20 protein-coding genes and 1 pseudogene are annotated in these 25265 nt (G+C 68.0%); 10 read left to right on the top strand and 11 right to left on the bottom strand.

All coding sequences use genetic code 11. From position 1 onward, the window contains the following. Positions 1–30: 30 nt before the first annotated feature. The 10 genes from ABZ923_RS14225 to ABZ923_RS14180 all read right to left on the bottom strand — a co-directional run bounded on the left by ABZ923_RS14225 (position 31) and on the right by ABZ923_RS14180 (position 12079). Positions 31–1809 (bottom strand): ABC transporter ATP-binding protein, encoded by a 1779-nt coding sequence (locus ABZ923_RS14225; protein WP_361470759.1) that lies wholly within the window; start codon positions 1807–1809, stop codon positions 31–33. Beyond that, positions 1806–3635, bottom strand: a complete 1830-nt coding sequence (locus ABZ923_RS14220) for an ABC transporter ATP-binding protein (RefSeq protein ID WP_361470757.1) — start codon at positions 3633–3635, stop codon at positions 1806–1808. The genes ABZ923_RS14225 and ABZ923_RS14220 overlap by 4 nt, the downstream gene beginning before the upstream one ends. A gap of 69 nt (positions 3636–3704) precedes the next feature. Continuing rightward, a complete protein-coding gene (locus ABZ923_RS14215; RefSeq protein WP_361470755.1) occupies positions 3705–4253 on the bottom strand; it encodes a phosphoribosyltransferase family protein in 549 nt (182 codons plus the stop codon). A gap of 3 nt (positions 4254–4256) precedes the next feature. After that, positions 4257–6008 carry a ribose-phosphate pyrophosphokinase-like domain-containing protein gene (locus ABZ923_RS14210; protein ID WP_361470753.1) on the bottom strand — a complete coding sequence of 584 codons (1752 nt, stop codon included), beginning with the start codon at positions 6006–6008 and terminating at the stop codon, positions 4257–4259. 32 nt (positions 6009–6040) lie between these two features. Continuing rightward, on the bottom strand, positions 6041–6748 hold the full coding sequence (locus ABZ923_RS14205; protein ID WP_361470751.1) for a hypothetical protein: 708 nt from the start codon (positions 6746–6748) through the stop codon (positions 6041–6043). Further along, a complete protein-coding gene (locus ABZ923_RS14200) occupies positions 6742–7434 on the bottom strand; it encodes a nucleoside monophosphate kinase (RefSeq protein WP_361470749.1) in 693 nt (230 codons plus the stop codon). Before ABZ923_RS14200 ends, ABZ923_RS14205 begins: the two co-directional genes overlap by 7 nt. Before the next feature lie 59 nt (positions 7435–7493). Next, a complete protein-coding gene (locus tag ABZ923_RS14195) occupies positions 7494–8783 on the bottom strand; it encodes a radical SAM protein (RefSeq protein WP_361470747.1) in 1290 nt (429 codons plus the stop codon). A gap of 18 nt (positions 8784–8801) precedes the next feature. After that, on the bottom strand, positions 8802–10487 hold the full coding sequence (locus tag ABZ923_RS14190) for a carbamoyltransferase N-terminal domain-containing protein (protein ID WP_361470745.1): 1686 nt from the start codon (positions 10485–10487) through the stop codon (positions 8802–8804). A 19-nt stretch (positions 10488–10506) separates the two neighbouring features. Continuing rightward, on the bottom strand, positions 10507–11073 hold the full coding sequence (locus tag ABZ923_RS14185) for a hypothetical protein (protein WP_361470743.1): 567 nt from the start codon (positions 11071–11073) through the stop codon (positions 10507–10509). A 13-nt stretch (positions 11074–11086) separates the two neighbouring features. Continuing rightward, positions 11087–12079 carry a nucleotidyltransferase domain-containing protein gene (locus ABZ923_RS14180; RefSeq protein ID WP_361470741.1) on the bottom strand — a complete coding sequence of 331 codons (993 nt, stop codon included), beginning with the start codon at positions 12077–12079 and terminating at the stop codon, positions 11087–11089. 922 nt (positions 12080–13001) lie between these two features. Here ABZ923_RS14180 and ABZ923_RS14175 point away from each other — a divergent pair. The 5 genes from ABZ923_RS14175 to ABZ923_RS14155 are packed head-to-tail and all read left to right on the top strand — an operon-like array spanning position 13002 to position 17757. Then, complete coding sequence (locus tag ABZ923_RS14175; protein WP_361470739.1) at positions 13002–14642, top strand: AMP-binding protein; 1641 nt, start codon at positions 13002–13004, stop codon at positions 14640–14642. A 20-nt stretch (positions 14643–14662) separates the two neighbouring features. Beyond that, positions 14663–14896, top strand: coding sequence for an acyl carrier protein (locus ABZ923_RS14170; protein ID WP_361470738.1), 234 nt, complete (start codon positions 14663–14665; stop codon positions 14894–14896). A 17-nt stretch (positions 14897–14913) separates the two neighbouring features. Beyond that, entirely contained in the window at positions 14914–15189 is a 276-nt protein-coding gene (locus tag ABZ923_RS14165; RefSeq protein WP_361470736.1) for an acyl carrier protein, read from the top strand. A gap of 13 nt (positions 15190–15202) precedes the next feature. Next, entirely contained in the window at positions 15203–16093 is an 891-nt protein-coding gene (locus ABZ923_RS14160; protein ID WP_361470734.1) for a hypothetical protein, read from the top strand. Then, the gene (locus tag ABZ923_RS14155) at positions 16090–17757 is read left to right on the top strand and encodes an AMP-binding protein (protein ID WP_361470732.1); all 1668 of its coding nucleotides are present in this window, start codon (positions 16090–16092) and stop codon (positions 17755–17757) included. Before ABZ923_RS14160 ends, ABZ923_RS14155 begins: the two co-directional genes overlap by 4 nt. A gap of 461 nt (positions 17758–18218) precedes the next feature. Here the strand turns inward: ABZ923_RS14155 and cysS are convergent, their stop codons facing one another. Next, positions 18219–19607: a cysteine--tRNA ligase gene (cysS, locus tag ABZ923_RS14150; protein ID WP_361470730.1), complete on the bottom strand. Its 1389-nt coding sequence runs from the start codon at positions 19605–19607 to the stop codon at positions 18219–18221. Positions 19608–20062: 455 nt separating this feature from the next. Here cysS and ABZ923_RS14145 point away from each other — a divergent pair, with 455 nt between their 5' ends. The 5 genes and pseudogenes from ABZ923_RS14145 to ABZ923_RS14125 form a co-directional block, all read left to right on the top strand. Continuing rightward, positions 20063–20815 (top strand): hypothetical protein, encoded by a 753-nt coding sequence (locus ABZ923_RS14145; RefSeq protein ID WP_361470728.1) that lies wholly within the window; start codon positions 20063–20065, stop codon positions 20813–20815. 74 nt (positions 20816–20889) lie between these two features. Beyond that, positions 20890–21453, top strand: a complete 564-nt coding sequence (locus ABZ923_RS14140; RefSeq protein ID WP_361470726.1) for a GNAT family N-acetyltransferase — start codon at positions 20890–20892, stop codon at positions 21451–21453. Positions 21454–21606: 153 nt separating this feature from the next. Then, positions 21607–23190 (top strand): glutamate synthase-related protein, encoded by a 1584-nt coding sequence (locus tag ABZ923_RS14135; protein ID WP_361470724.1) that lies wholly within the window; start codon positions 21607–21609, stop codon positions 23188–23190. A 59-nt stretch (positions 23191–23249) separates the two neighbouring features. Then, on the top strand, positions 23250–25013 hold the full coding sequence (locus ABZ923_RS14130; protein WP_361470723.1) for a thiamine pyrophosphate-dependent enzyme: 1764 nt from the start codon (positions 23250–23252) through the stop codon (positions 25011–25013). 97 nt (positions 25014–25110) lie between these two features. Continuing rightward, positions 25111–25265, top strand: a pseudogene (locus ABZ923_RS14125) (RNA polymerase sigma factor SigF); the annotation flags it as partial.

The following is a 25265-nucleotide window of genomic DNA, read 5'->3' as shown; positions in this document are numbered from 1 at the left end:
GAACGGCTCTGTCCCGTAATCAGTGGTGTCTCAGGCGTAGGCCTCCTCCTGCATCGCATACAGCCGGGCGTACTCGCCGCCCAGCGCCATCAGCCGTTGGTGGTCGCCGTCCTCGATGACAGATCCCTGGGACAGGACGAGAATCTTGTCGGCCATCCGCACCGTGGAAAAGCGGTGGGAGACGATGATGGTGATCGTCCCACTGCGTCGGGCAAGTTCCCGGGCCAACTCGACCTGGCGTTGGAAGACCTCGTACTCGCTGCGCGCGTCCAGCGCCGCAGTGGGTTCGTCGAGCACGACCAGCAGTGGAAAGCGACGCATGCAGGTCCGCGCGAGGGCGAGCTTCTGCCACTGCCCGCCGGAGAGCTCAACGCCACCGAAGACCGGGTCGAGCTGCGTCATCAGCCCATCGTCCAGACGCTCGACAACGCGGGTCGCGCCGCCCTGAGCCACCGCGCGGCGAACCTCATGGAGGTCGTCGACAGCGGGCAGGTCACCCACGCCGACGGCCTCGTGGGCGAGCGTGGGGTAATGGACGAAGTCCTGGAAGCCGCAGGTGAGGCGCGTGCGCCAGGCAACCGGGTCGAGCTTCTGGAGGGAGTCGTGCTCGACGCTGATCCGACCGCTCGTCGGTGCGTACATCCCGGTCAGGAGTTTGATGAGCGAGGTCTTGCCGGAGCCGTGCGAACCCACAAGTGCCACCAGGGAGCCCGCGGGCAGTTCGGCAGATATGTCGCGCAGCACCGGCACCTTGGTACCGGGGTAGCTGAACGAGACCCGGTCGAGCTCGATTCCGTGGCTGAGCGCAGCTGGTACGGGCAGGGTCGCCGAGGGCGCGGATTCCGCGGCGACGCCACGCAGCCACCAGTAGGCGTCGGCGATGTGGATTCCCGCCATGAACTGCGCGACCTGAGCAACGACGTTCTGCAACATTCCCTGTTGCTGGCGAGCGACGGTGAGCAGCATGATCAGATCCCCGACCGAGGCGCTGCCGTGGCGCAGGCGCACAGCGGTGAACCCCAGTGCCACGGTGAACCCGGCCAGGAAGACCAGCCAGCCGACTGCCAGCAGCGCCCCGGCACGCCACATGCCGCTGCCGACGGTGCGGGAGGCGGTGTGCCAGCGCCGCTGGTAGGCGTTCAGGATCATCGGGCCGGCACCGGTCACCCGAAGTTCCGTGGCCACGGTGGGATCGAAGAAGACCTGGAGCAGGTCGTCAGCGGTGCGTTGGGCCTCGGCGGCGCGCAGGCGGGCGCTGCGGATGCGGGCCTGTCCGACGCGGTTGAGCCAGAGGGTCGGCAGGCAGAGCAGCACGGTTGGCAGCAGGATCGGGGACACGGTGGCAAGCACGAGCAGGGTCGTACCGAGGCCCAGCACAGTGGCCACGGTCTCCGCCGCGGAGAAGACGGCGTTCGAGAGCTCGGCGCCCCTGCCCGTCACGGCGTCGATTCGATCCAGGCTGCGCGGGTCCTCCAGGTGGTGAACGGTGGGGATGCCGGATGTCATATCCAGGACTTCGCCGTCCAGGATGAGGCCCGCGCGTTCGCATACGTCGCGGCGCAGGAGGTTACGTGCCCCGGGCATCTGGGAGCTCAGCGAGAACAGGGCGGCTGCCAGGACCGCGTCACGCAGGGCCGCGGTGTGCTGGTCGGCGGCGACCGCGTCGGCGAAGTTCCGCAGGGCCAGTGCGAAGGCCGGCTGGCCGAACACGTCGAGGACCAGGGTCGCCACGATCAGCCAGCAACGCAGTGGACTGGTACGCCAGTTGAGGCGGAGCAAAAAAACCCACTGCCTGGTTCGGGTACTCACTGCCTGCCCTCCTCTACCGGGGGCACGGCGGCAAACTGCTGAGACTGCAACTCAAAGAGCTCCGCGTAGATTCGACGCTCCCAGAGAAGTTCCTCATGAGTGCCCAGTTCCTGGATCCGCCCGTCCTGGAGCACCGCTATCCGGTCGGCCAGTCTGACGGTCGCCAGCCGGTGCGAGATAAGGATCACGGTGGCCCCCCGCGCAGCGGCGATCAACCGGTTGAAGATCCGGCCCTCGGCCTCGGCGTCCAGGTGCGCGGTCGGCTCGTCCAGGATGAGAAGGGTTCGGCCGGCCCGAAGCGCGAAGACGGCTCGGGCCAGGGCTATGCGCTGCCACTGGCCACCGGACAGCTCGCTCCCTCCGGAGCGCTTGCGTGACAGCGGGGTGTCCCAGGACTGCGGCAGGCTGCTGACCAAGTCGTCCAAGTCGAGGTCGTCGACGACCTGCTCGAAGAAGGCGTCGTCCCCCGCGTGCTCAGGTGCACCGATCTCGATGTTCTGGCGCACCGAGAGGTCCAGTCGGAGGAATTCCTGGGTGACCACAGCGATCTGGCTTCGCCAGTGCGCGGCGGGTACGTCGGCAAGGTCTTGGCCGCCGACCGTGATTCGCCCCGCACCCGGTGCCAGCGCGCGGGTGAGCAGCTTCGTCGTCGTAGTCTTACCGGCGCCGTTGACTCCGACGATGGCGAGCACTTCGCCCGCCCGGACTTCGAGGTCGAGCCCGTTGAGCACGGGCTGCCCGCTGCCCGGGTAGCTGAAGGACAGCTCGTGGAACCGGACGGTGGGCGGCGTCTTGGGCCGATCGCGCGGTGGGGGAATGGCAGGGGAGCTCTCCCCGATGCGGTTCCGTTCACGGCGCAGCCGGTCAGCCGCCTGCGCCATCGGCATCCCGTGTTCGACGTCGAAGCTTCCGTACCCCAGGCTGCCCAGCCACATCGCGGCCAGCAGGGCGCTGACGTCCTGGGCGACCGTCCCCGGATCGTGGGATGCCGAACCTGAGGCGATCGCATTCAGGCCCAGGAACATGGCGACGATCCCGGCCAGCAGGGACCTCCAGTTCTCGGAGAACTTTCTGCGGCGTTGCTCCCAGATCGGCTGGGTCTGAGCCAGATAGGAGGTCCGGTGGCGGTCGGTGACCCAGTCACCCAGGCCGAAGACCCGGATCTCCTTGGCGTTCTGCACGCTGCTCGCGAACTGCGCCCAGAACCGGTGCCGCTTGGTCAGCGCCGCGGAGCGGACGATCAACCAGTTCAGGTCCACGTAGATGCGCTTCTGCGACCAGCGGCGGGTCAGAAGTACCACCAGGCAGGCCACCACCAGCCAAGGCTGCGAGGGCGCGAGCAGCCCCAGGCAGGCCAAGCAACCCGCGAGTTGGCAAAGCTGGCCCAGATAGGACACGGCGGCCCGGCCCGGGGTGTACCCCTGCATGTCGCTGGATGCCAGGGCGAAGGTTCCCATCAGGTCCGCACGGTCCAGGTGGACGGTCTGTGTAGGCGACAAGGCCAACTCTGCGACCTGGTAGCGGAGACGCCCGTCGATGTGGCGGCTGGCCGCGTGAGCGATCGGATCGATGGCGAGCACCGCCAACTGCTGGACGAGCATCGCCAGGGCGAACACCGCCACCGAGGTCCCGAGCGCGTGCCACGCTCCGAGGTGGGTCCCGGCCGAGCGAGCGCGCGTGATCAGGTCCCGAGAGGCGATCGCCGAGAGGGCAGGAAGCGCGTTCAGCGTGACGAAGGCGCTGACCAACAAGGCGAAGAGGGAAGGGGGCAGGTTCTTCAGGAGCCGAAGCAGCGAGACCGCCCCTGAAGTGTGCAGACGCGACATGCGGTCCTCGGGGTGGGTGTGGGGTCAGTCAGAGGACGACCACGGGCTGGGCGACCGGGTGCGCCGCCCTCATGGGGTGGTGGTCGCCGTCGTGAACAGCGGCAGGTGCAGCAGACTCGTCACGTCCGGGCGGGGTTCGCCCTCCGTAGCGACGGCAAGGGCCTGGACGACCCTTCCGCCGGCGGCGTGTACCAGGGATCGCACCGCGTCCAACGTGCCCCCGCTGCTGACCACCTCGTCGATGACGGCCACGTTTTTTCCGTGGAGGCTGCCGCAGTCGTCCTCGCCCAGGAACAGCGCCTGGGCCTGGCTGGTTCCGATGGTCCGTACGGGGACGGACAGCGGGTTCACCATGTTCGGGCGGGCCTTCTTGCGCGCCACCACGTACGGCAGCGCCAGCCTCTCGGCCAGCAAGTGCGCAAGGAGTATCCCGCCCGCCTCGGGGCCCAGGATGATGTCGACCTCGTCGGACACCTGCTGGGCCAGGAGGCCGACCGCCGCCGATACCAGCGGCGGGTCGCCGTAGAGCTTCAGGAAGGCGATGCTGACGTCAGGGGCGACCGCCACGATCGGCAGTCGGCGGGTCAAGGCGCCGATGGTGACGGGGTAAGTGGTCACGGGTCAGGGCTCCTCGCGTCGTGTGTCGGCGCCTGGTCGGCGCTTGTCGAATGAGTCGTGGAGTGCTCGGATGCGTGGCAGCGAGACTTCGCGACCGGGCAGCATCCGACTGCCGATCACCAGGCGGTCCGCCCCGGCGGACACCAGCCGAGGGGCCGTGTCCTGGTCCACGGCACCGTCTGCCTCGACCGCGGACAGGATCCCGCGGTCGCGCAGTCGCCTCGCGTGGGCGATCCTCTCCAGCGCGGCCTCTTGGAAGGGCCGACCCGCGCCGCCGGGAACGACTGACATCACGGTGACGGTTTTCACGCCGAGCAGTTCGACCAATTCCTGGTCGATCGGCTCGTCTGCGTTGATCACCAGTCCCAGGGACACGCCGTCCGGGAGCGCCCGCTGGAACTCAGCCAGCCTGCCCCGGTCGACGGTCCGCTGGTGGACCGAGATCTGATCGACCAGGCGGAACATCGGATGCCCGAGCAGGCGCTCCGGCCTCGCGTACATGATGTGCACGTCCAGCGGCAGGGCCGACACCGATCGCAGATCACTGATGATCTGTATCGGAAGCCCGAACTCCCCGCCGAAGCCCGGATCAGCGATGTCGACGTGCAGGCGTCGCACGCCCGCGTCCTCCAGTTGCGGCACCTGGGCGCGCAGATCTGCCAGGTTCATGCAGATGACCGAAGCGGACAGGGTCGGTCGTGGCACGGGGACGGGCGTGGGGAGGGGGACGGGCAGGCTGGCCGTCGCAGTCGTGGCCCTGGCCGCTACGGCGGGGAGTGACGGCGCGTTCCGGCGGCCCAACCGCAGAAACGCGTCCACCAGGTCGGCCAGGACATAGGGCACGGCGGGCAGCACGGCCAGGTTGTCGAGTTCCGGTTTGGACCCGGCGGCGTCGGAGGCGCGCAAGCTTCGCAGATCACCTCCGGACAGCAGCTTCTGCAGCCGCTGGCTGCCGAACATGGTGGGACGCAGATGTGTCGAGACCGCGTGCACCGCCACGTTTTCGCACCGCTCGTGCACTGCCTGCGCGGTCGCCATCAGCGTGCCGGCGCTGGTGATGAGGTCGTCGACGATGATCGCCGTGCGAGCCGTGTTCAGCGCCGCGGAGTCGGAGAGCGCGAGGGAGACGTGCTCCGGGCCCAGGCGTTTCTTGACCGCCGCGACCACGGGCACCCCGTGTGCCCTGGCCAGATCCCTGACCGCGGGTTCGATGCCTGCGTCCGGCGCCACCAGGACGGCGCCGTCGCCCACGAGCGGTCGCAGCAGATCGTCCACCAGGCCGTCCACCGGGAGGAAAGTCAGCCGCGCCCCGGCGAACGAGGCGTCCAGCAGCGCCGCGTTCCCGGACCTCAGGGTGATCACATCCTCGATGCCTGCCGCACCCGCCAGGTCCGACACCAGAGCTGCCATCAGCGGCCTTCGTTGCTCGGGGACGTGCCGATCCTGCCGGGAGTAGGCCAGGTGCGGCAGGAAGACGGCCACGTAGGCCGCGCCGTGGTCCCGGTAGGAGCGGGCCGCCGCCAGGAGCGCCATCATCTCCCTGCTGGGATCGGCGCCGAAGTTCGTGGCGCACTGCAGCAGCAGAACATGACAACCGGTCGGATCGTCAGCGAGGTCCACACAGAGCTCGCCGTCGGGGAAGACCCCGTCGATGCTCCGCTGAAGCCGGACATTGCCGACCGAGCCGCGCAGGCGTTCGACGATCAGCTCAGCCGCTTCGGGAAAGGCCGACTCGAAGGACGAGCAGGTAGCCACGATCACATCAGGAGGGGGGAGGTCATGAGGGCTCACGAGGCCGCGCCTCGGGATCCCGGGCGGCCGCTGCCCGGCAGAGCCGCAGACATCTCGGCCACCGTCGTCAGCAGCTCGACAGGCTCCAGCCGACCGTCGCCGGGCTGCGCAGACGACGCGTCGGCCGCGCCGCGCAGCTGGAAGCGCTCGCCGGTGGCCTGGTCGACGATGGTCGCGCTCCTTTTGACGATCGGCCCACGGAGCATCAACGTGAGTGTCGGTCGGTAAGCGGTGAGTGAGTGCACCGCGTCCGGCCCCATGACGTAGCCGCTTCCCTCCTGCTCGACCCGGATGCTCTCGGCAGCGCGCTCGGCCGGCGAGGCGTCGGGGTCCAGAGCGGTCCGCCGGTAGCCGCGGTGGACGTAGGCTCCGCTGAGGATCCGGGTCGCGAAGGCGAAGCGGTGGTCATGCGGGCGGTCCTGGTAGCCCGGGGTGAACAGGTGTAACCGCAGCCTGATCGCGTCGGCCGGTGACCGCCAGACGACCAGTTTGCGCATGGAGTAGACCCGCCCGGCCAGTTCGGGCAGTCCTGGGGTGTCCGCCAGGGCGGCCAGCAGCTTCCGGAGGGGTTGGCAGTCGTCCTGCACGAGCGCATCGAACAGTGTGTCGGACCGCTCCCGCACCTGGTCCAGATCGTCCCAGGCCAGTGACTCCAGGCCGGCAAACGATGAGAGGGCCTCCATCTGACGCGTCGCCATCAGCACGCCTCGCTTTCTGGCCCCGCCGGGCCAACACCGGTGTCGGGACCAGGCGGAAGGCCGAGGACTGAGGCGATCTGGTCCGCGATGGCCTCGGGCGCATGAGTGCCGTCGAGTCGGAAGAGTTCCGAGTCGCGCTCGAACAGCTCGCGGATGGACTCCTGGCACAGTCGGTGGTCGCGCAGCCGGATAGCGGCGCGCAGATCGTCATCGTCGGCACGGCGGCGCATCGTGGCCCCGCACGCGCCGCACAGCTCACCTTGGCGGACGGGAGGGGAGGGGCGGCCGCATGCCTCGCAGGCGGTACGAGTCGCGGTCCGAGAACGGGACAGCTCGTCGGAGATCTCGACCTCGATCAGTCCGCCGAGCGTGATGGAACTCGCCTTCAACACGGCGTCGAGGTCGTGGAACTGCTGGGGGCTGCGCGGGTATCCCTCGATGATGATCTGCCGCTGCCCGGCTGACAGCCGCAGCAGTGAAATCTCCAGCAGCCGCCGGACCTCGGCATCCTCCGCGAGCTCCCCGGTCTCGAACGGGCGCCTCATCGCCACCACCTCGGGGTGCCCCTCGGCGATCAGGGCCAATGCCTGGCTCTTGACGCCGAAGTGCGCGAGTCGGGGGTGGCGGGCGAGGAGGCTGTTGACGGCGCTTGTCTTGCCCGCGCCCGGTACGCCGGTCAGCACATACGCCACTCGGCGGGACACGGCTGACGGGCCGTCCAGGGGGTGCGTCGTCGTGTATGGGGTCGTCATCAGGTCTGTGCCGCCTCTTGGAGAAGTTCCCAGGCCTTCGCGAGCACGTCGGGGTCCGCGTTCACCAGACCGGAGGCGAGATGCTGGTCGAGCACGCGCAAGGTCGCGTACAGCGCCCGCTCCGGGGTTTCCAGGATCCGACTGGCCAGGTGGTACAGCTCGTTGTGCTCAGAGCCCACGGACACGGCGTCCGGATAGCGTTCGCTGACGAGCTGGGCGAGGGCGTCGGGTCCCTCCTGAACGAGGAAGACCGTGATCGGGTCCGCGTAGTAGTGGTCCATGACCGCGGCCCACGAGGGCAGATCGCCCAGGCGGCGGATCCGGTCGGGAGCGTTTCCTTCGAGGATCTTCACGGCCCCGTCGTCCTCGAAGATCATGGCCAGGCCGTCCAGTTGGCGCACCACCGGACCGTTGTAGGTGCGTGCCGGGATGTGCCGCCCGGCAGCGGTGGCGAAGCGCTTCCCGAACTCCTCGGACCGCGATTCGTCCGGCATCCCCACCGGAAGCCGGTCAAGCTTCCGCTTGGTGATGCGGCCGTCCAGGATGAGGTTCTTGTAGTAGATGAGGATGTCCCTGCCGTCCGGCAGGCGGATGGTCTGCTGGTAGTCCTCGATCTCACTGAGCTCGCCGCCCAGGAGCGCTGCCAGGTCGCTCATGGTCCGATCGCCGTCGAGCAGCACCGAACGGACGTAGAAGCCGATGTCCTGGTATTCGTCGCCGCTGAGGACCGTGATCAGGTTCGCGGCCGGCTCAAGGCCTATGCGCGCGGCGTGGAACCAGTCGACACTGATCCGCACGGTGAAAGAGACGGGTTGGGGAGCCGGGGTGCGGCCCCGCCACGCGGCCGCGAGCTCAGCCACCGTGTCACGGGCGGCCTCAAGGTCACCGGCGAAGTGGGCACTGGTGATGAGCTCGATCTCCTCCAGCGCGGAGGAAGAGACCTCCGCGATGAAGCGCTTGCAGAACTCGGGCTCCATCATGGGTTCGCCGCCCCCTGACAGGACCGCCTTCCACACCTGCGAGTCCCGCAGCATCGTCAACAGCTCGTCCCGGAAACGGGTGATGCGCGGCCGGGCCAGATCCCGGACGTTCGGCGGCGCGGCGAAGTTGCAGTGGCCGCAGCCCACCGGGCAGATCGCCGTCGGCCAGACATAGGCGGTGGAAGCCGTACGCGGCTCGTCGATCCGGTAGGCGCCCAGCGAGCCCAGGACCAGGTCCCGTGCCTGCCGGAACTGATCGGCCCGTGGGTCGTCGGTGGGCTTGCGGTTGGTAAAGCTGACTTGCTGCATGGGGACTGCTACCTGTCTTCAGATCGGATTGTTGCTACGCGAAGCCGTCTGACTGCCGGTCGCCCTGCGGTACATCACCCCCTCGGACCAGACGGTCGGGATGCGCCCCCACTCCATGGCGCTGCGCAGGTCGGGGAAGAAGCCTCGTCCGCTGAGGTTCGCGCTGGTGTTGCAGAGCAGAGGGATCGAGCTGATCCGGTGGTACTCGGTGAGGATCTCGAAGACCACCGGGTCATCGGTGCTGTTGACGGTCTGCAGCCGGGCGGTGCCGTCCAGGTGACACACCGCAGGCACCCGGTCGCGCCACTGCGGGCGCACATCGTGGTCGAACAGCATGTACGGGTCCGGCGTCCCCGGCTCGAAGACCTGCTCGGCGCTCGCCTCCAGGCAGATCGGCGCCACCGGCCGGTACCCCTCACGACCCTTGAGCTGGTTGAGGCGCCCCTTCATGTCCGCTGCCACGGCGGGGGCGAGGATGCTGCGGTGACCCAGGGCCCGGGGACCGAGTTCGGCCCGGCCATGGAGCACCAGGACCGGATCGCCGAGCCGGTGAAGGTACTCGGCCAGCTCGGCAGGGGAGCACGGCTGCGCCTCCCAGCCGACCGGGATCCCGGAATCCACCAGAGCGGGGCCGGCGAACACGGACCAGTCGAGTGCTTTCCCCTCGCCGCTGCGCAGCAGCTCACAGCAGGCGGCGCCGAGGGCACTGCCCGCATCGTTGGGGAACGGCGGGATCCAGACCTCCTGAACGACTCCCGAGGCCCGGATGTCACGGTTCCATTTGATGTTGAGCGCGCATCCCCCGACGAGGCACAGGTTCGCCGAGCGGCTTCCGTCCTGCCGGATTCGGTCTACGAGCCGTGCGACGAGCTTCTGGCCCAGGAACGCGTGGATGGAGGCCAACATGTCGTCCGGAGCGACGAGTTCGCGTGGGAGGCCCTCGCACATCAGCTCCAGAATGCGCCGCCCCGCGCCCTCGCCCAGTTGGTCGTCGGCCAGCGGACCAGGACCCAGGACCGTGTACTCGGCCGCCTGATACAGCTCCTCGAGCGTGTCCACGACCTTCTCCACCGGGGACCCGTGCGCGATATAGGCCATGATCTTGCCCGGCAGCGTTCCCGAGGCTGTCTGCGTCGACTCGAAGCCCTGCTCGAACGGCGGGAAAAGCCGCGAGAGGGAATGGTATGTGTCGCCCAGCAGGTGAAACAGCGGGCCCAGATTCTCGGCCTTTCCAGTGACCGGGTCGTAGTAGTACAGGAACGGGAACATCGCCCCGTCCCAGCACAGCACGTAGGAGGCCTCCCGGGAGGCGGCGAACGGACTGGAGCAGTAGGCCGACGCCATATGGCCCGCGTAGTGGGCGTAACTGGTGTACTCCAGATCCATCAGGCGGAAGTGGTAGGGTCGCAGCAGGTCGTCGTCCAGAATTCCGCGCCGATAGGGGCCCAGGTTGATAGCGACCTCCTGACCTCCCCACATCCTTGTCCGGGGGGTCTTCCGCCAACCGTCCAGCACGAACCGGTCGACCTGGCCCAGCGTGTATCCGTACTGGCCGAGCAGCGAACTCACCACGTCGAGATCGTCGACGCGCTGGTGCCTTGGGTTGTTCCCGATCTTCTCCATCTCGATGCTGAACACGAGGCGACCATGGTCGATGAGCGCCACGCCGCCGTCGTGGGTGATCTTTACTCCGCAGATTATCAAGGGTCCTCCTGAGTTCTGTTCAGTTGTCCGCTGTACTCAGGGCTTCCATGACCTCGTCGTACCAGCCGATATGGTCAGCCGAATCGGCGCTGGACAGGTACCATCCGTCGCCTTGTGCGAGTCCGATTTCTCCGGCAGTTCGACGCAGCGAAAGGACGCTGTCCGCCCATGAGCGAGTGGCGCTCTCCCGCGATGCCGCGAGCTCGATTCCGAGCTCCCCGTGAAGAAAAAGGCGGACCATTTCGATCTGAGTCAGGAGGTCCGGCACTTCGGTGGGCGCAGGCTTTTCGAGCAATTCCTGTGCCGTTGCCGCGTTCGCCCGGCTGATGCGCCGCAGGTGCTGCAGGAGCAGCCCTGACCGCTCAGGCTGGTCGCCCGTCGCGATCGGCTGAATACCGGCGCGTCGCAGATAGAGCTCCAGGCTGGAGACGATCATGTCCTGCAGCGAGCACCACGCCAATTCGATCTGGGCGGAATCGATGGCTCCTTCGATATCGAATTGAAGGGACATGATCTCGCGCTGTACGTCTGTCTCTTGCTGCAGCTCACGGAGCCAAGCGACGAGGTCCCTCGGTTCAGAGTTCACGAAACTCCAATCCTCAGCATGTCTGCTGAATGAAGCCGGTGGAGCGCAGTTTCGACGTCTGCGACCAGAGCGCAGCGGCAACCTCACTGCCGGGTACGGACAGGGCCGCGGCGATGTCGTCCGTGGCTTCGCCCCAGCTGATCCCTGCACCCAGCCGCTCGCAAAGCAGAGATGTCAGGTGATCGGTTCGGACGATCCTGCGCCTGGGGTCGATCAGGAAGTTGACATCGGAGCCGCCTCGGTAGGCGACACCGTCGCCCAGGACTCCGGACTTCTCAGTGACCGCCCGCAGCGCTTCCGGGGGTAGTTCGACGCGATCACGCAGCCGTGCGAGCCGATCGGCCGACGAGCCGCTCGGGCGTATCCAGTCGTCCACCAGTTCGTGGAACGCCTTGGAACCTCGTCCGTGCCGGCGCGCCGCCTTCTCGCCGAGCCATTTCAGGGACGGATAGCCTTCGCCCTCGTCGGCCAGGGTGCTTGTGGAGATCCAGGCACTACCGGTGCGGAGGAGGAACTTTGCCTGTTCGTCCTGGTGGCAGGCGAGGGCGGTGGCGGCACGGGCCAGGTGCTCGAACGCTCGAAAGCGGGCCCATCGGGCGAACTGCTCCCTGGCCGTTTCGACGCGAAAGAGCGCCAGTACCTCAGCCGCCGGCTCGCTGACCAGGACCGGCAGGCCGATGGAGAGGCGGTAGTAGCGGTCGTAGTCGGCGAGCTTCCGATCGCCGGCGGCACCCCAGGAGAACTCGGCGACATGGGAGCTGAGGCGGGTGAGCGCGCCCAGCGTCATGAACTCGCAGTCCACGTAGCGGGACTTGCGGATTCCGATCGCGGTGCCTTGTCCCCGGACCTCCTCATCGAGGACGGCGTAGAGATCGATGTCGGAGTTCTTGTTCCCGAATCCCTCCACGATGGAACCGGTCGCGATGCACGAGGCGCCGTTGGGGAGACTGGAGCAGATGCGCGATATCTCGGCTTTGATTTCCTGTGGGAAATGGTTGTCTGTCACCGTAGTTGTCATTTCCGGACTCGCCAACGCTCGCCGGCCTCTCTGTCTTTCATCGCAAGGCGTCCTGCGTGGTGCCGAGGAAGCGTACGTAGTGGGACGGAATCTAACTCTCCCATCTGTTCCTGTACGCCGAATGACTCTGGTTCGTCCGCCAGAGCGAGGCGCATCCCGAAGTGACTTGATCAGAAAGCACGTTGCCGCTTACGGCGGGGGCACGTCAAGGCACCTGAGAGGATCTTTGCAACGCTCTACATTAAGTTTCCGTTGCCAATCGGACCCTGGTGTTCCGGTTGGCTCCAGTGAGGTTAATCGAGGCCATGACCCGGGACTTCTCTATCGAGCGCGGCAAGGTGATCACGATTTATCCGGATTGCACGGCAGCTGCAGACGGTGACCCGGTCACGCGTTTGGGGATAACGCTGACCGAATAGTGCCTTATGCCAAATCTTTATTGACGCTGCGTCGGCAGTTCCAGTAAAGTCCGAGGACCGAGTCGTGGGCGGAGGATCTTCGTCCGCACCACCTCCGTTGCGACTGCTGCTGATGCAGCCGGCCGCTGTCCACGACCCGCGGTGCTGGTGCCTCCAGGTCGCAACCGCACCCCCCGGTTGACGGGGAAGTGGCAGGCGGCGTTCACCTGAACGGTCACCTCTCCGGTGGTGCGCCGCCCTTCTGCGCGTGGGGCTGCGGTCGTTCTGCGTACCGACATCGGAGATAGCTGGCTTGAGCCTCGTTGTCGAACCTTCTGACCATTGGACCCGGTCTCGCGCTCCTACCTGCCTCGGGCGGGAAGGCGGGAGGCCTGATCCCAGCCGTATGCCGCTGACCGGACGGGGAGTTGGGGACTTTGTTAGGTGCTGCCCCTGCGAATCTCGCAGAACTGCTCAAGGCACGACAGTCAGCCGAAGGCGCCTATGTCTCGGTGACCGCGACCGGGACTCGGCGGCTCGCGTACAGCCAGCTGTACGAACGGGCCGGTGCGATGGCGACATGGCTGGCGCAGGAGACGGGCGATCGTCCGCAAGACAGGGAGGCACATGCGATTGTCCTCACCCTCGCGGATCCCCTGGAGTTCATCACCGCGTTCTTCGCCGTAGCCCTGATCGGTGCGGTTCCGGTGCCCGGGCCCACGCGCGTGGACGCGCGCCCAGGGCACAAAACCCGGCTGGTGAACATCGTGAAGGCGTCACGACCAGCGTTCGTCATCGCCGATGACGATCGGTCAGGTGCTCTTCGAGAGGCGTTGGACCAGTGCGATGTCACGATCCTTACGATCGGGCAGGCAGCGACCCGCCAGGAGATCGACCCGGCGGCCTTTCGGATACATCCCTCCTGCTACGAGCAGTACACCTCCGGCTCCGTTTCCGTGCCCAAGCCGATCGTCATCTCCCAGGAGAACGTGCTCGCCCAGCTGCGGCAGGCTGCCGAGGCATTCGGCGAGACACACGACAGCGTCTCAGTGAACTGGGTACCGCTGTACCACGACATGGGACTGGTCACCAGCGTCCTTCGTCCGCTGTGGTCGGACTACACCTCCGTGCTCCTGGACGCGTTCCACTTCGTCAGGGAACCCCACATATGGCCGGCGGCCCTCACGGATTGGCGTGCGACTCACACCTCCGCGCCCGACTTCGGATACGCCCTCTGCGCTCGTAAGGTCACAGACGTCAGCTCGTACGATCTCAGTGCGCTGCGGGTGGCCAGGAACGCGGGGGAACCGGTCCGGCCCGCCACCCTGCACGCGTTCACCGACAGGTTCACGTCGGCCGGGTTTCGGTTCGGCGCATTCAAGCCTTCGTACGGCCTCGCTGAGGCCACGTTGACGGTCACCGCGTGTCGGCCGGAGGATCCGCCGAAGGTCATCGAATTCTCGGTCACCTCGCTGCGCAGCGGCCGAGCGGCTCCAGCGCACGACGGCGCTCAGGCGACTGCCCTGGTCTCCTGCGGCCCCCCGCTCAGAGATACGGAAGTCACCATCCGCGACGAATCCGGTTCCGTTCTCGACGGCGACGGGCAGATCGGGGAGGTCCACATCGCCGGCCCCCAGGTCGCCGCGGACCGGGCTGCCCAGACTCGCGCCGCGGAGCACCCGGGTCTCGGCACAGGTGACTTGGGCTTTCGCTGGCGGGGTGAGCTGGTCCTGCTGGGCCGCAGCCGGGACAGGTTCCAGGTCCGGGGAGAGAACTTCTATCCCGCTGAGATCGAGGATGCGGTGGTGGCGGCGGACGATCGGCTGCGGCCTGGGCGAGCGGCCGTCATCGCGCTGCCAGGTGCGCCGCATGAGTCTCCATCGACGGTGGTCCTCGCGGAGGTCGCCAGAGAGCACACGGCTCTCCGCCAGGAAGCGGCCGCTGAGATCGCCCGAAGCATCACCAGAACCGTCAGCAGAGACTTCGGGCTCTCGCTCCGTGAGGTGGCCGTGCTTCCGGCCGGGACGCTGCCGGTGACAACGAGCGGCAAGATCCGCCGCGAACGGTGCCGCTCGCTCCTGGAGCAAGGACTGCTGACTTCACCTCGTCACAGCGGAGCAGGAGGCCCTGACCGGGCGTCAAACGTTGGTTGAACACGTGAGGACTGAATCGGATGAGCCAACAGATCGTTGATCGCGTCGTGTCCATGGCCGAGGAGGTGTTCCAGCGGACGGTGACTCCCGCGGACAGCTTCTTCGACCTCGGTGGCGACTCCCTGATGGCGTTGGAACTCTGTCTGCAGATCGAGAACTGGGTCGGTCAACCGGTCGATATGGGAGAGCTGGTGGGAGCCGGAAGCCTTGAGGAATTCGCCGCGTCCGTCAGCGCCCTGTTGGGTGCGGGATGAACGCCGCGGGAGGCGGTATGTCGGGCGAGAACTACCGCAGGTTCGAAGAGATCGTGACGGCGAACTGCCCGATGGCTGAGGCCGGAAAGCCGTTGAGCCCGGATGTCGACCTGGTCGAGCTGGGCATGGACTCACTCCAGATCGTATCCACGATGCTGCAGCTCGAGGAGGCGTTCGAGGTCACGCTCCCCGGGGAGCACATGACATTGGAGACCTTCACCACCCCCGGTCACCTTTGGGCGTTCGTCGAACTGGCGCTGGGAGATCGAAGTGGCGGGCAGCTACGAACGTGAGCGGAGCGAACCCATGACTGAAGCCAGTCACAAACACGTTGTCGAGTGCGCGCTCACGATCCCGGATCGATACCGCGCTTTCACCCGGAGCACGGATGACGCATGGACCGCTCATCGGATCCCGGAACACGTCCTGCTCGACCTGTTGGCTCTTGGCCTGCCGCATCGGGTCTCGGGTTCGGGGCCCAGGTTCGATGATCGGGACCTGGTGAACCTGTCCCTCCAGCTCCGCCTTCCCTCTCCGCAGCTGAGGATGCTCAGATTTCTTGGGGAGTGTCTGAGCGACACCATCGGCCAACGTGTCGTCCGCACAGTCATGGTGGCGGCGAGGTGCCCCGATCTGGACAGCGATCACGCGTGCGAGGTGCGCTTCGCGCCGTCGCTGATGCGGTACCGGACCGACCGGCCGGCGGCCGGCCTCACAAGCGACCGGATCAGCGTGGAGGTCGAACTTCCCAGCGGGCCGCCCGAATTCGTGACCGAGGCAAGCTTGCTGCCGTTGATCGAGGTCGCAAGGGAATTGGAGTTCTATCACGTACCGCGCGGATTCGGATCGGACGGGGAGTTCTCACGCACCACCGGACTTGCCGACTGCGTGCTTGCCACGGCGCATCTGGTCAACTCGGCGCGGGCCTTGGGTATCGACGCCAGACCCGTGGCGGGGATGTTCGTGGCGAGACCCTTTTCACTGCCGCACGCCTGGATCAGCGTCCCCTTCGAGAGCGGCCGCCGGATGATCGATCCGTTCTTCATCAGCACCCTGGCGCGCTGGGGGGTCCTGGACGCCGACGCCTGGCCGGCATCCAGGATCCCGAAGGGGGTTCTCTTTGAGTGCATCCGCTTTCGGGAGCCGTTGGTCACGCACAACGGGAGCATGATCACGCCTTCGTTGGTGACCCGATGAGCCAGGTGCCAAGCGGAGTTGAGCTTTCGGAGCTTCCGGGCATGGAACAGGAAGGTCCCGCCGAAGCGCCCTGTGTCCTTCGCGGAACAAGGCGCGACACTGACTCGGTCGGCTTGTGCCGCATCATCGCCGAGCAGCGGGACCGGCAGCCGAACGCCGTGGCGGTGCGACACGGCGACCGTATGACCAGCTACGACGAACTCGTACGATCGGTGAGCCGCTGTTCTCAGGCCCTGCGGGCCGCCGGCTGTGCGCCTGGGGACAGCGTCGTAGTCGTGGGCCCGCGCGGCGTGCTCACGATCGCCCTCCTGCTGGCCACAGAGAACATCGGTGCGGTCTACGTGCCGATCGATCCGAGCTGGCCGAATCTCTTCGCCGCCGACGTCATCCGCAATGCCGCACCGGCTGCCGCCGTCCTGCACGGGATGGACGACGCGTCGACGGAACGCTGGACACTTCTGCTGCGCCAACTCGACGTACCGATCGTGGGGGATGCGAACCATGGAGCGCTGAAGCCGGGAGCGGCGGACAGCATTGTCCGCGAGGGGCATCTCCACGAAACGAGATACGTCATACACACGTCTGGCAGCAGCGGGGTGCCCAAGGGCGTGATGGTTCAGCATCAGGGCCTGGTGAACCATCTGCTGGCGATCATTGACGAGCTCAAGCTGACCCCCCTCGACGTCGTCGGTTTCACCGCCCCGCCGAGCCATGTGATCTCGGTGTGGCAGATGCTTTCAGCCTTGCTTGTCGGCGCATCGGTCGCGATCGTCGATGAGCTGGATGTGAAGATCCCGCGCCGACTGATCTCGCGCGCCCAGTCCCAGGGCGTGACCATCCTGGAGCTGATTCCGACGGCCATAAGAGGAGGCCTTCAGGAGCTGCGAAGCGGACGGGCGAGTACCGGCCGGCTGGATGCGCTCAGATGTCTGATCTCCACGGGCGGCCCCCTTGAGACCGCGCTGGCCGCACAAGCCCTCGAGACCCTTCCTCACGTCTCGCTCATCAACGCGTACGGGATGACCGAATGCTCGGACGACGTCGCCTTTCACCGGGTCGTCCCCGCCGACATCACGGCGGGGGAGATTCCGGCCGGTCGGCCGATACCCAATGTGGATCTCCACCTACTCGTCTGCGAGGAGGGCTCATGGAGGGCGGCCAGGGAGGGCGAGCTCGGGGAGCTGTTCGTCGGAGGCGTCGCCGTGTCCACCGGATACCGAGGCGCGCCCGCGGGTGACCCGTTCTTCCGTAGTCCGTTCAGCCGTCCTGGTGAGCCTGGAAGGCTGTACCGGACGGGCGACGTCGCGTTGTTCCGGAATGGGGCGGTCTTCTGCAGGGGACGCGCGGACAGGCACGTGAAGATCGCAGGAGTGAGCGTGGACCTCAATCATGTGGAAGCGGTGCTCAGACAGCACCCTGCCGTGGAGGACTGCGGGGTCGTCGCCGTGCGGAAAGCAGCCGGACACGCGCAGCTGGTCGCTCATTGCACCCTCGGGTCACCGGCTCCCTGGCGTGATCTTCAGAGGTTCGCGACAGCCCGAATGCCTGTGGCGTTCACGCCGAGGGAGTGGCATGTCGAGCAGTCCCTGCCTCTGACCAGCAGCGGGAAGGTGGACTACCGCGCGCTCGCCGAGCGCGATTCCTCGGCCGCCGACTGGCGGTGACCAGCGCGGCGGGGTGGTGGAAGCGGGCGGGGGTGACTCTGTGTCCCTCGTCAAGGCGCGCAGCTTCGGTTTGGGATTTGGGCAAAGCCAGCCTCCGCAGACTCTGAACTGCTGCACGTGAAGCGCCGAGACTGGCACGCCGCCCTGCAGCGCCTCGACCACCGAGTTGTGCTCGTAGACCAGTTCGGAGCCGGCCTTGCCGCCGCGCCGTGTGCTGCCCCGGGACTTGTTCCCGGCGGTGGTAGGGCCTGGCAGCTGCATTCGCCATCCGATTCTTCTTGTGGCCCTTGCGCTCAGAGGCGGGGGCGTCGGCCCCCTGCCCTCCAGCGCCTTCCGGCCGGGGCACCGGTTCCAAACGACGGGCCTTTCTCGGAGCCGGGGTTGCGGGGCGGTTCCTGCGCTGGTTGTTGCCAGCCGTCGGTACGGTCCCGCTTCGCTTTCGAACGTTCTGGCGAGCAACCTCAGCTGAGGGTCCAGCGGGAGCTGTCGGCGCGGTCCTCGATGGTGATGCCTGCCTGCGTCAGCCGATCCCGGATGGCGTCCGCGGTGACGTAGTCCTTGCGTTCCCGCGCGGCCTGGCGCTGCTCCAGCACCAGCTGGACCAGGGCGTCGACGATGCCATTCAGGTCCTCTCCCTGCTGTGGTCCGGCCCACTGGGGGTCCAGCGGGTCGAGGCCGAGCACTCCGAGCATCGCACGGACCTCCGCGAGGCGCGCGACCACGCTCTCCTTGTCGTCCGCCGCGAGCGCGGCGTTGCCCTGCCGGACCGCGGTGTGGACGACGGCCAGCGCCTGCGGCACGCCGAAGTCATCGTCCATCGCCTCGGCGAACGCCGGGGGCACGTGTGGCGCCGGTTCGACCGTGCCGTGCTGCTCGGTGACCCGCTGGACGAAGCCCTCGATCCGGTTGTACCCGGTCTCGGCCTCGTACAGGGCCTCCTCGCTGTACTCGATCGTCGAGCGGTAGTGCGGGGTGCCCAGGTAGTAGCGGAGCACGATCGGCCGCCAGCGCTGCACCATCTCCGACACCAGCACCGAGTTGCCCAGCGACTTACTCATCTTCTCGCCGCGCAGGGTGACCCAGGCATTGTGCAGCCAGTACTGGGCGAAGTCGTCTCCGAACGCCTTGGACTGGGCGATCTCGTTCTCGTGGTGCGGGAAGATCAACTCCCGCCCGCCGCCGTGGATGTCGAAGACCCGGCCGAGGTACTTGTGCGTCATCGCCGAGCACTCCAGGTGCCAGCCGGGACGGCCCCGGCCCCACGGGGTCTCCCAGCTCGGCTCCCCCGGCCTGGCCGCCTTCCACATGGCGAAGTCGCGCGGGTCCCGCTTGCCGGTCTCGCCCTCGCTCTCCGGCTGCAGCAGGTTGTCCAACTGCTGGTGCGAGAGCGCGAGGTAGTCCGGGTAGGAGGTGACGCTGAAGTAGACGTTGCCCTCAGACTCGTAGGCGAAGCCGCGCGCGATCAGGTCTCGCATCATCTCGATCATCTCGGTCACGTGCCCGGCAGCTCTTGGCTCGCCGGTGGGCGGCAGGCAGCCCAGCGCGGAGTAACCGGCGTTGAACGCACGCTCGTTGGCGTAGCCAATCTGCCACCAGGGCAGCCCGGTCTCCCGCGACTTCGCGATGATCTTGTCATCGATGTCGGTTACGTTCCGCACGAAGGTCACGTCGTAGCCCCGGTAGGCGAACCACCGACGCATGATGTCGAAGTTCAGCCCGGAGCGGATGTGCCCGATATGCGGCGGGGCCTGCACGGTCGCTCCGCACAGGTAGATCGAGACACAGCCCGGTGTGATTGGGACGAAATCACGGACGTGGCCGGCGTAGGTGTCGTACAAGCGAATGCTCACGAGTAAAGGATAGTGGGAGCGAGGGGGCGCCCAATAATCGCCCGCGCCTCCGCCGTACATTCTGTCAGCACACCAGCGCTGCCGCGATGGCACCCCCCTCCCTTACTGCCTGGATATATGGTGGTCCTGGAGGTGTGCGATTGCGCTGCGGAGGGGGTAGCGGGATGTGGTCGGGGCCTGTGTGCTGGGCGGGGTGACTGGTGGGGCGGGATGTGGCTTGTCGCGTCGGCCTCATCTGCCGCGAAGCGTGAGAATGCTTGTTGGCCGTGACGCTCGTTTGACGCTGCGAGCTTCCGCACGCGGGACAAGGGGCGGATAAACCGCCTCTGACCTGGTAATTTTCGTGACTCGTCCAGGATGACATCTTTCCTATGACGCATCACGTGGAGTGCGTGGCGATTCTGGAGCCGGCCGAAAAGGGCCGCTGAACTGCCACCGGTACGCGGTATCCGACCGTGAGACTCACCTTCGACGACGGCTGGCGCGCCACGGTGACGGACGCACCGCTGTCCATCGCCCCCCGCTTCACGGGCACCTCGGTGGCCGTCGTCGACTATGCGGACGTGAAGGAGCGTGAGCAGTTCCTGCTGGCCACCTTCGGCAGCCGGGACTGGCTGTGGGACGCACCCGACGTCTTGCGGTTCGACTCCGGCAGCCGGGCGCTTGTCGGGGTCGAGTTCCCCATGCCGTACGTGTCGCAGTACGCCGGCACGTACGGCCGCCTTCCCGTCCTGCCCCCGGTTCGCCCGGGCGGGCTGCGGGCGGACGAGGTCCGGGACTTCCGGCACGAGATGTGCGCGGTGCTGTGCCGCGTTCCCGGGGATGCCGTGCTGACAGGTCTGCGCGATCTCGACGTACTGGACGAGCCGCTGGAGGCCCGTATCGGCATTGCTCCCGACGTGGCGCTGCTCGTCCAGCACGGCGCGGTCGTCGGGTGGACCCTCACCGATCCCGCGCGCCGTCTGACGACGGCCTACGCCGCTCCCGATCCCGCCCCGCCGTCCCCGGCCACCCGCAGGCTGCTGAGTGCCTGCCTGGATCTGGTCACTGATCCGCTGCTGGACGAGGTGCAGGACCACGAGCCGGCGGCCCTGGCCCGACTCCGGGAGGTCCACGAGGCTCTCCGTGCCCAGCGCGAGGACCGGCACCGCGTCGACGTGCTGCTCTCGCTCATCGGCAACCTGGTGGAGGACTACGGGAATCGGTGACCTCCGATGGAAATCGCTGTCGGCGCCGGCCCGAAGCCGTCCTGCCGTTTCCGCGGGGGGCTTAGCGTCGTGCCGTGACCACTGCTGACTACACGACGTACCGGTACCGCACCGCCGTCCCCGAGGACGCCGACGCCATCGAGGCCCTGGACGGGTCCTTCACCACCCGCACCGTCTTCCGGGTGACCGCCGGGGACGACGGGTTCGCGCTGCGGGAGGTCGCCGTGGACCCGCCCCTGACCAAGGCGTTCCCCGGGGGCGAGTCGGACGACGGCGGGGACGGGGGCGGGGACGGGGAATCCCGCACGTTCGTCGCCCACGGGGCCGCCGGTGACCTGGCCGGGTTCGTCACCGTCTCGTACTCCGGATGGAACCGTCGTCTAGTCGTCGAGGACGTCGAGGTCGCCCCGGAGCACCGTGGCCGAGGGGTGGGCCGTGCGCTGATGGGGCTCGCGGCGGAGTACGCCCGCGAGCGGGGCGCCGGGCACCTCTGGCTGGAGGTCACCAACATCAACGCGCCGGCGATCCACGCGTACCGGCGGATGGGCTTCGCCTTCTGCGGACTGGACACGGCCCTCTACGACGGCACCCCCTCCGCGGGCGAGCAGGCGCTCTACATGAGCAAGCCCTGCCCCTGAGCCGACGACGGGCGTCCGGGGCCGGCCTCGGTCCGGACCGCGTGGTCCTCACCGCAGGCCTGCCGTCGGCCGGACTCCGGAGCGGAGACCGGCTTGGGCCGGTCTTGGGGAAAACGCAGGACTGACAGGCGGCCGCACGGCAATGAGCGTGGGGTGACACGCATCGCAATCGTCGTCCTGTTCCTCGTCGCCGGCGCGTCGGCGCTTCTGGCAGCGGTCGGCGTCTCCCCGTGGTGGTGGTTCGCCGCCGTGCCGCTCACCGCGACGGGACTGCTGGGGGCATGGGACCTGCTGCAGCGCCGGCACTCGGTGCTGCGCAACTATCCCGTGCTGGGGCATGCCCGCTTCCTGCTGGAGCGCATCCGTCCGGAGCTCCAGCAGTACTTCATCGAGCGCAACTTCGACGGCCGTCCGTTCGACAGGGACGTGCGCACCATCGTCTACGAGCGGGCCAAGGGCACCGACGCCGAGCAGCCCTACGGCACCGAACGGGACGTGTACCAGCCCGGCTACGAGTTCCTCGTACCGTCGATGGCCCCCTGCCCGGTGCCCGAGACCCCGCCTCGGGTGCGGGTGGGCGGACCGGACTGCAGCAGGCCGTACGACATGGCGCTGCTGAACGTGTCGGCGATGAGCTTCGGCTCGCTGTCCGCCAACGCGGTCCTTGCGCTCAACGCGGGTGCGAAGGCAGGGGGGTTCGCCCAGGACACCGGCGAGGGCGGCCTGTCGGAGTACCACCTCCGGCCGGGTGGCGACCTGATCTGGGAGATAGGCACCGGGTACTTCGGCTGCCGCACCCGGGACGGCGACTTCGACCCCGCCGAGTTCGCCGACAAGGCCGCGCACGAGCACGTCAAGTGCGTGTCCCTGAAACTCTCGCAGGGGGCCAAGCCGGGGATCGGCGGGGTGCTGCCGGGCGCGAAGGTCAATGCCGAGATCGCGCGGGTGCGGGACGTGCCCGAGGGACGGACGGTCATCTCGCCGCCGTACCACCGGGTCTTCGACACCCCGCGTGAACTGGTGCGGTTCATCGCGCGGATGCGGGACCTGGCGGGCGGCAAGCCGACCGGCTTCAAACTGTGCGTCGGCTCGCGCCGGCAGTTCCTCGCCGTGTGCAAGGCGATGCTGGAGGAGGGGACGGCGCCCGACTTCATCGTGGTGGACGGCGGCGAGGGCGGGACGGGTGCGGCCCCGCTGGAGTTCGCCGACCACGTCGGCGCCCCGCTCACCGAGGGCCTGCTCACCGTGCACAACGCCCTCGTCGGCACGGGCCTGCGCGACCGGATCAGGATCGGGGCGAGCGGCAAGATCGCCACCGGCACCGACCTGGTCAAACGCATGGTGCAGGGGGCGGACTACGGCAACGCGGCGCGGGCGATGATGTTCGCCGTCGGCTGCATCCAGGCCCAGCGGTGCCACACCAACACCTGCCCCACCGGGGTCACGACACAGGACCCCCGGCGGGCACGCGCCCTGGACGTCCGGGACAAGGCGCCCCGCGTGCAGCGCTTCCAGGAGGCGACGGTGGCCGGCGCGCTGCAGCTCATGGCGTCCATGGGCGTCACCGATCCCGCGGATCTGCGTCCGCACATGCTCCGCCAGCGCGTGGATCCCTTCACCGAGCGCTCCTACGAGGAGCTGTACGAGTGGCTGGAGCCGGGGCAGTTGCTCGCCGAGCCGCCGGCCTCCTGGGCGGCCGACTGGAAGGCCGCCGACCCCGGCCGTTTCGCCGTGTGAACGGTGCGAACGGCACCAACCGTGTGGAACCCGTGAACCGCGTGACCTGGAGGACTGAAGTGGCCCGTACCGTTGCCCGTGTCATCGTGGACGCGCTCGGCGAACTCGGCGTGCGCCAGGTGTTCGGCGTCGTCGGAGACGCGCTCAACCCCCTGACGGACGCCATCCGCACCACCGAGGACCTGGAGTGGGTGGGCTGCCGGCACGAGGAGGCGGCCGCCTTCGCCGCGAGCGCCCAGGCGCAGCTCACCGGAACCCTCGGCGTGTGCATGGGCACGGTCGGACCCGGTTCCGTCCACCTCCTCAACGGGCTGTACGACGCCGCCAAGAGCCACGCCCCGGTCCTGGCCATCGCCGGTCAGGTACCGCTCGCCGAACTGGGCAGCGACTACTTCCAGGAGGTCGACAACGACGCCCTCTTCAGCGACGTGGCCGTCTTCCGCGCGACCGTCACCTCGCCCGACCAGCTGCCGCAGATGCTGGAGACGGCGGTCCGTCACGCGCTGGGCCGCAGGGGGGTGGCCGTGCTCACCGTGCCGGGCGACCTGGGGGAGCGGGAACTGACCGCCGACCGGCCGGCCCGGTTCTCCCTGAACGCTCCGGTGAGCCGGCCGGAGGAACCGGCGGTCCGCCGCGCCGCCGCACTCCTCGACCGCTCCGAGCGCGTCACCCTGCTCGTCGGGGAGGGGGCCCGCGCCGCCCGCGAGGACGTCCTCGCCCTCGCCGACCGCCTGGCCGCACCGATGGTGCTGACGCTGAAGGCCAAGGCCGGCTTCGAGGGCGACACCAACCGCTTCCAGGTCGGCCAGACGGGGCTGATCGGCAACCCCGCCGCCGCGTCGGCCCTCCAGGACGCGGACACGCTGCTGCTGCTCGGCACCGACTTCCCTTACCGGGACTGGTATCCCGAGGGCCGGAAGGTGATCCAGGTCGACACCGAGGCCACCCACATCGGGCGCCGGGTACCGGTCGACGTCGGGCTGGTGGGGGACACCGGCGCCACCGTCCGCGATCTCCTGGACCACCTCGCCGCCCCGCCCGCGGGGACGGACGGCGCGCGGGACCGCGCGCACCTGGAGAAGGCACGCGAACGGTTCGACCAGTGGCGTGCCGGTCAGGCCCGGCTCGCCGACCCGTCGCACGACAAGGGCCTCGTGGGCCGCATCCGCTCCGCGCTGGACAACCGCACGCACGACATCCGCCCCGAGGCGCTGGCGGCCGCCGTGGACCGGATCGCCGCCGACGACGCCGTCTTCACCTCGGACACGGGCATGGCCACGGTGTGGCTCTCGCGGTTCGTCGAGATGCGCGGCGAGCGGCGGCTGATCGGCTCGTACAACCTGGGCTCGATGGCCAACGCCATGCCCCAGGCGCTGGGCGCGCAGGTCCTCGACCGCGAGCGCCAGGTGGTGGCCTTCTGCGGTGACGGCGGGCTGAGCATGCTCCTGGGTGACCTGATGACCCTGAAGACGTACCGGCTGCCCGTCAAGCTCGTCGTCTTCGACAACCGCCGGCTGGGCATGGTGAAACTCGAACAGGAGCAGGCCGGCCTGCCCGAGTTCGGCACGGTGCTCGACAATCCCGACTTCGCCGCCGTGGCCGAGGCCATGGGCGTCACCGGCATCCGCGTGACGGACCCGGACGAGGTGGACAGCGCCGTACGACGCGCTTTCCGCACCCCGGGCCCGGTCCTGCTCGACGTCCTCACCAACCCCGACGAGATCGCCGTACCGGCCAAGCCGACCGTCGAACAGGGCTGGGGTTTCGCGGTGGCCAAGGTGAAGGAAATCGTGCGAAGCCACGGAGAGACGGGCGGGAAATGAAAAAATCCGAGGCGTGCCGGCCGGTGACCGGGGTAGACGCGGCTTGCCGGACAAGGGACCGGCGCAGGCAGAACTGACCGACTGGGAGGGGCGCGTGATGGCGACGACGACCGTGCAGACCGCCGGGCGTACGGTGGACGTTCCGGAGATAGCCGACCCTTCTCAGGTGGCGCCGAGGGACGCGCGGGAGCTGTCGAAGGTGTTCTTCGACCGGCTGGCGGTGCTGGAGGAGGGGACGGCCGAGTACCAGTG

This window comes from Streptomyces sp. NPDC046881 (assembly GCF_040645015.1).
In the GTDB taxonomy this organism is placed as follows: Bacteria; Actinomycetota; Actinomycetes; order Streptomycetales; family Streptomycetaceae; genus Streptomyces.
This window is presented reverse-complemented; position numbering and strand designations above follow the sequence as displayed.

Excerpts from the sequence above, each read along its gene's own strand:
- ABZ923_RS14220 (WP_361470757.1), bottom strand. The coding sequence starts at position 3,635 with ATGTCGCGTCTGCACACTTCAGGGGCGGTCTCGCTGCTTCGGCTCCTG.
- ABZ923_RS14195 (WP_361470747.1), bottom strand. The coding sequence starts at position 8,783 with ATGCAGCAAGTCAGCTTTACCAACCGCAAGCCCACCGACGACCCACGG.
- ABZ923_RS14170 (WP_361470738.1), top strand. The coding sequence starts at position 14,663 with ATGAGCCAACAGATCGTTGATCGCGTCGTGTCCATGGCCGAGGAGGTG.
- ABZ923_RS14165 (WP_361470736.1), top strand. The coding sequence starts at position 14,914 with ATGTCGGGCGAGAACTACCGCAGGTTCGAAGAGATCGTGACGGCGAAC.
- ABZ923_RS14160 (WP_361470734.1), top strand. The coding sequence starts at position 15,203 with ATGACTGAAGCCAGTCACAAACACGTTGTCGAGTGCGCGCTCACGATC.
- ABZ923_RS14155 (WP_361470732.1), top strand. The coding sequence starts at position 16,090 with ATGAGCCAGGTGCCAAGCGGAGTTGAGCTTTCGGAGCTTCCGGGCATG.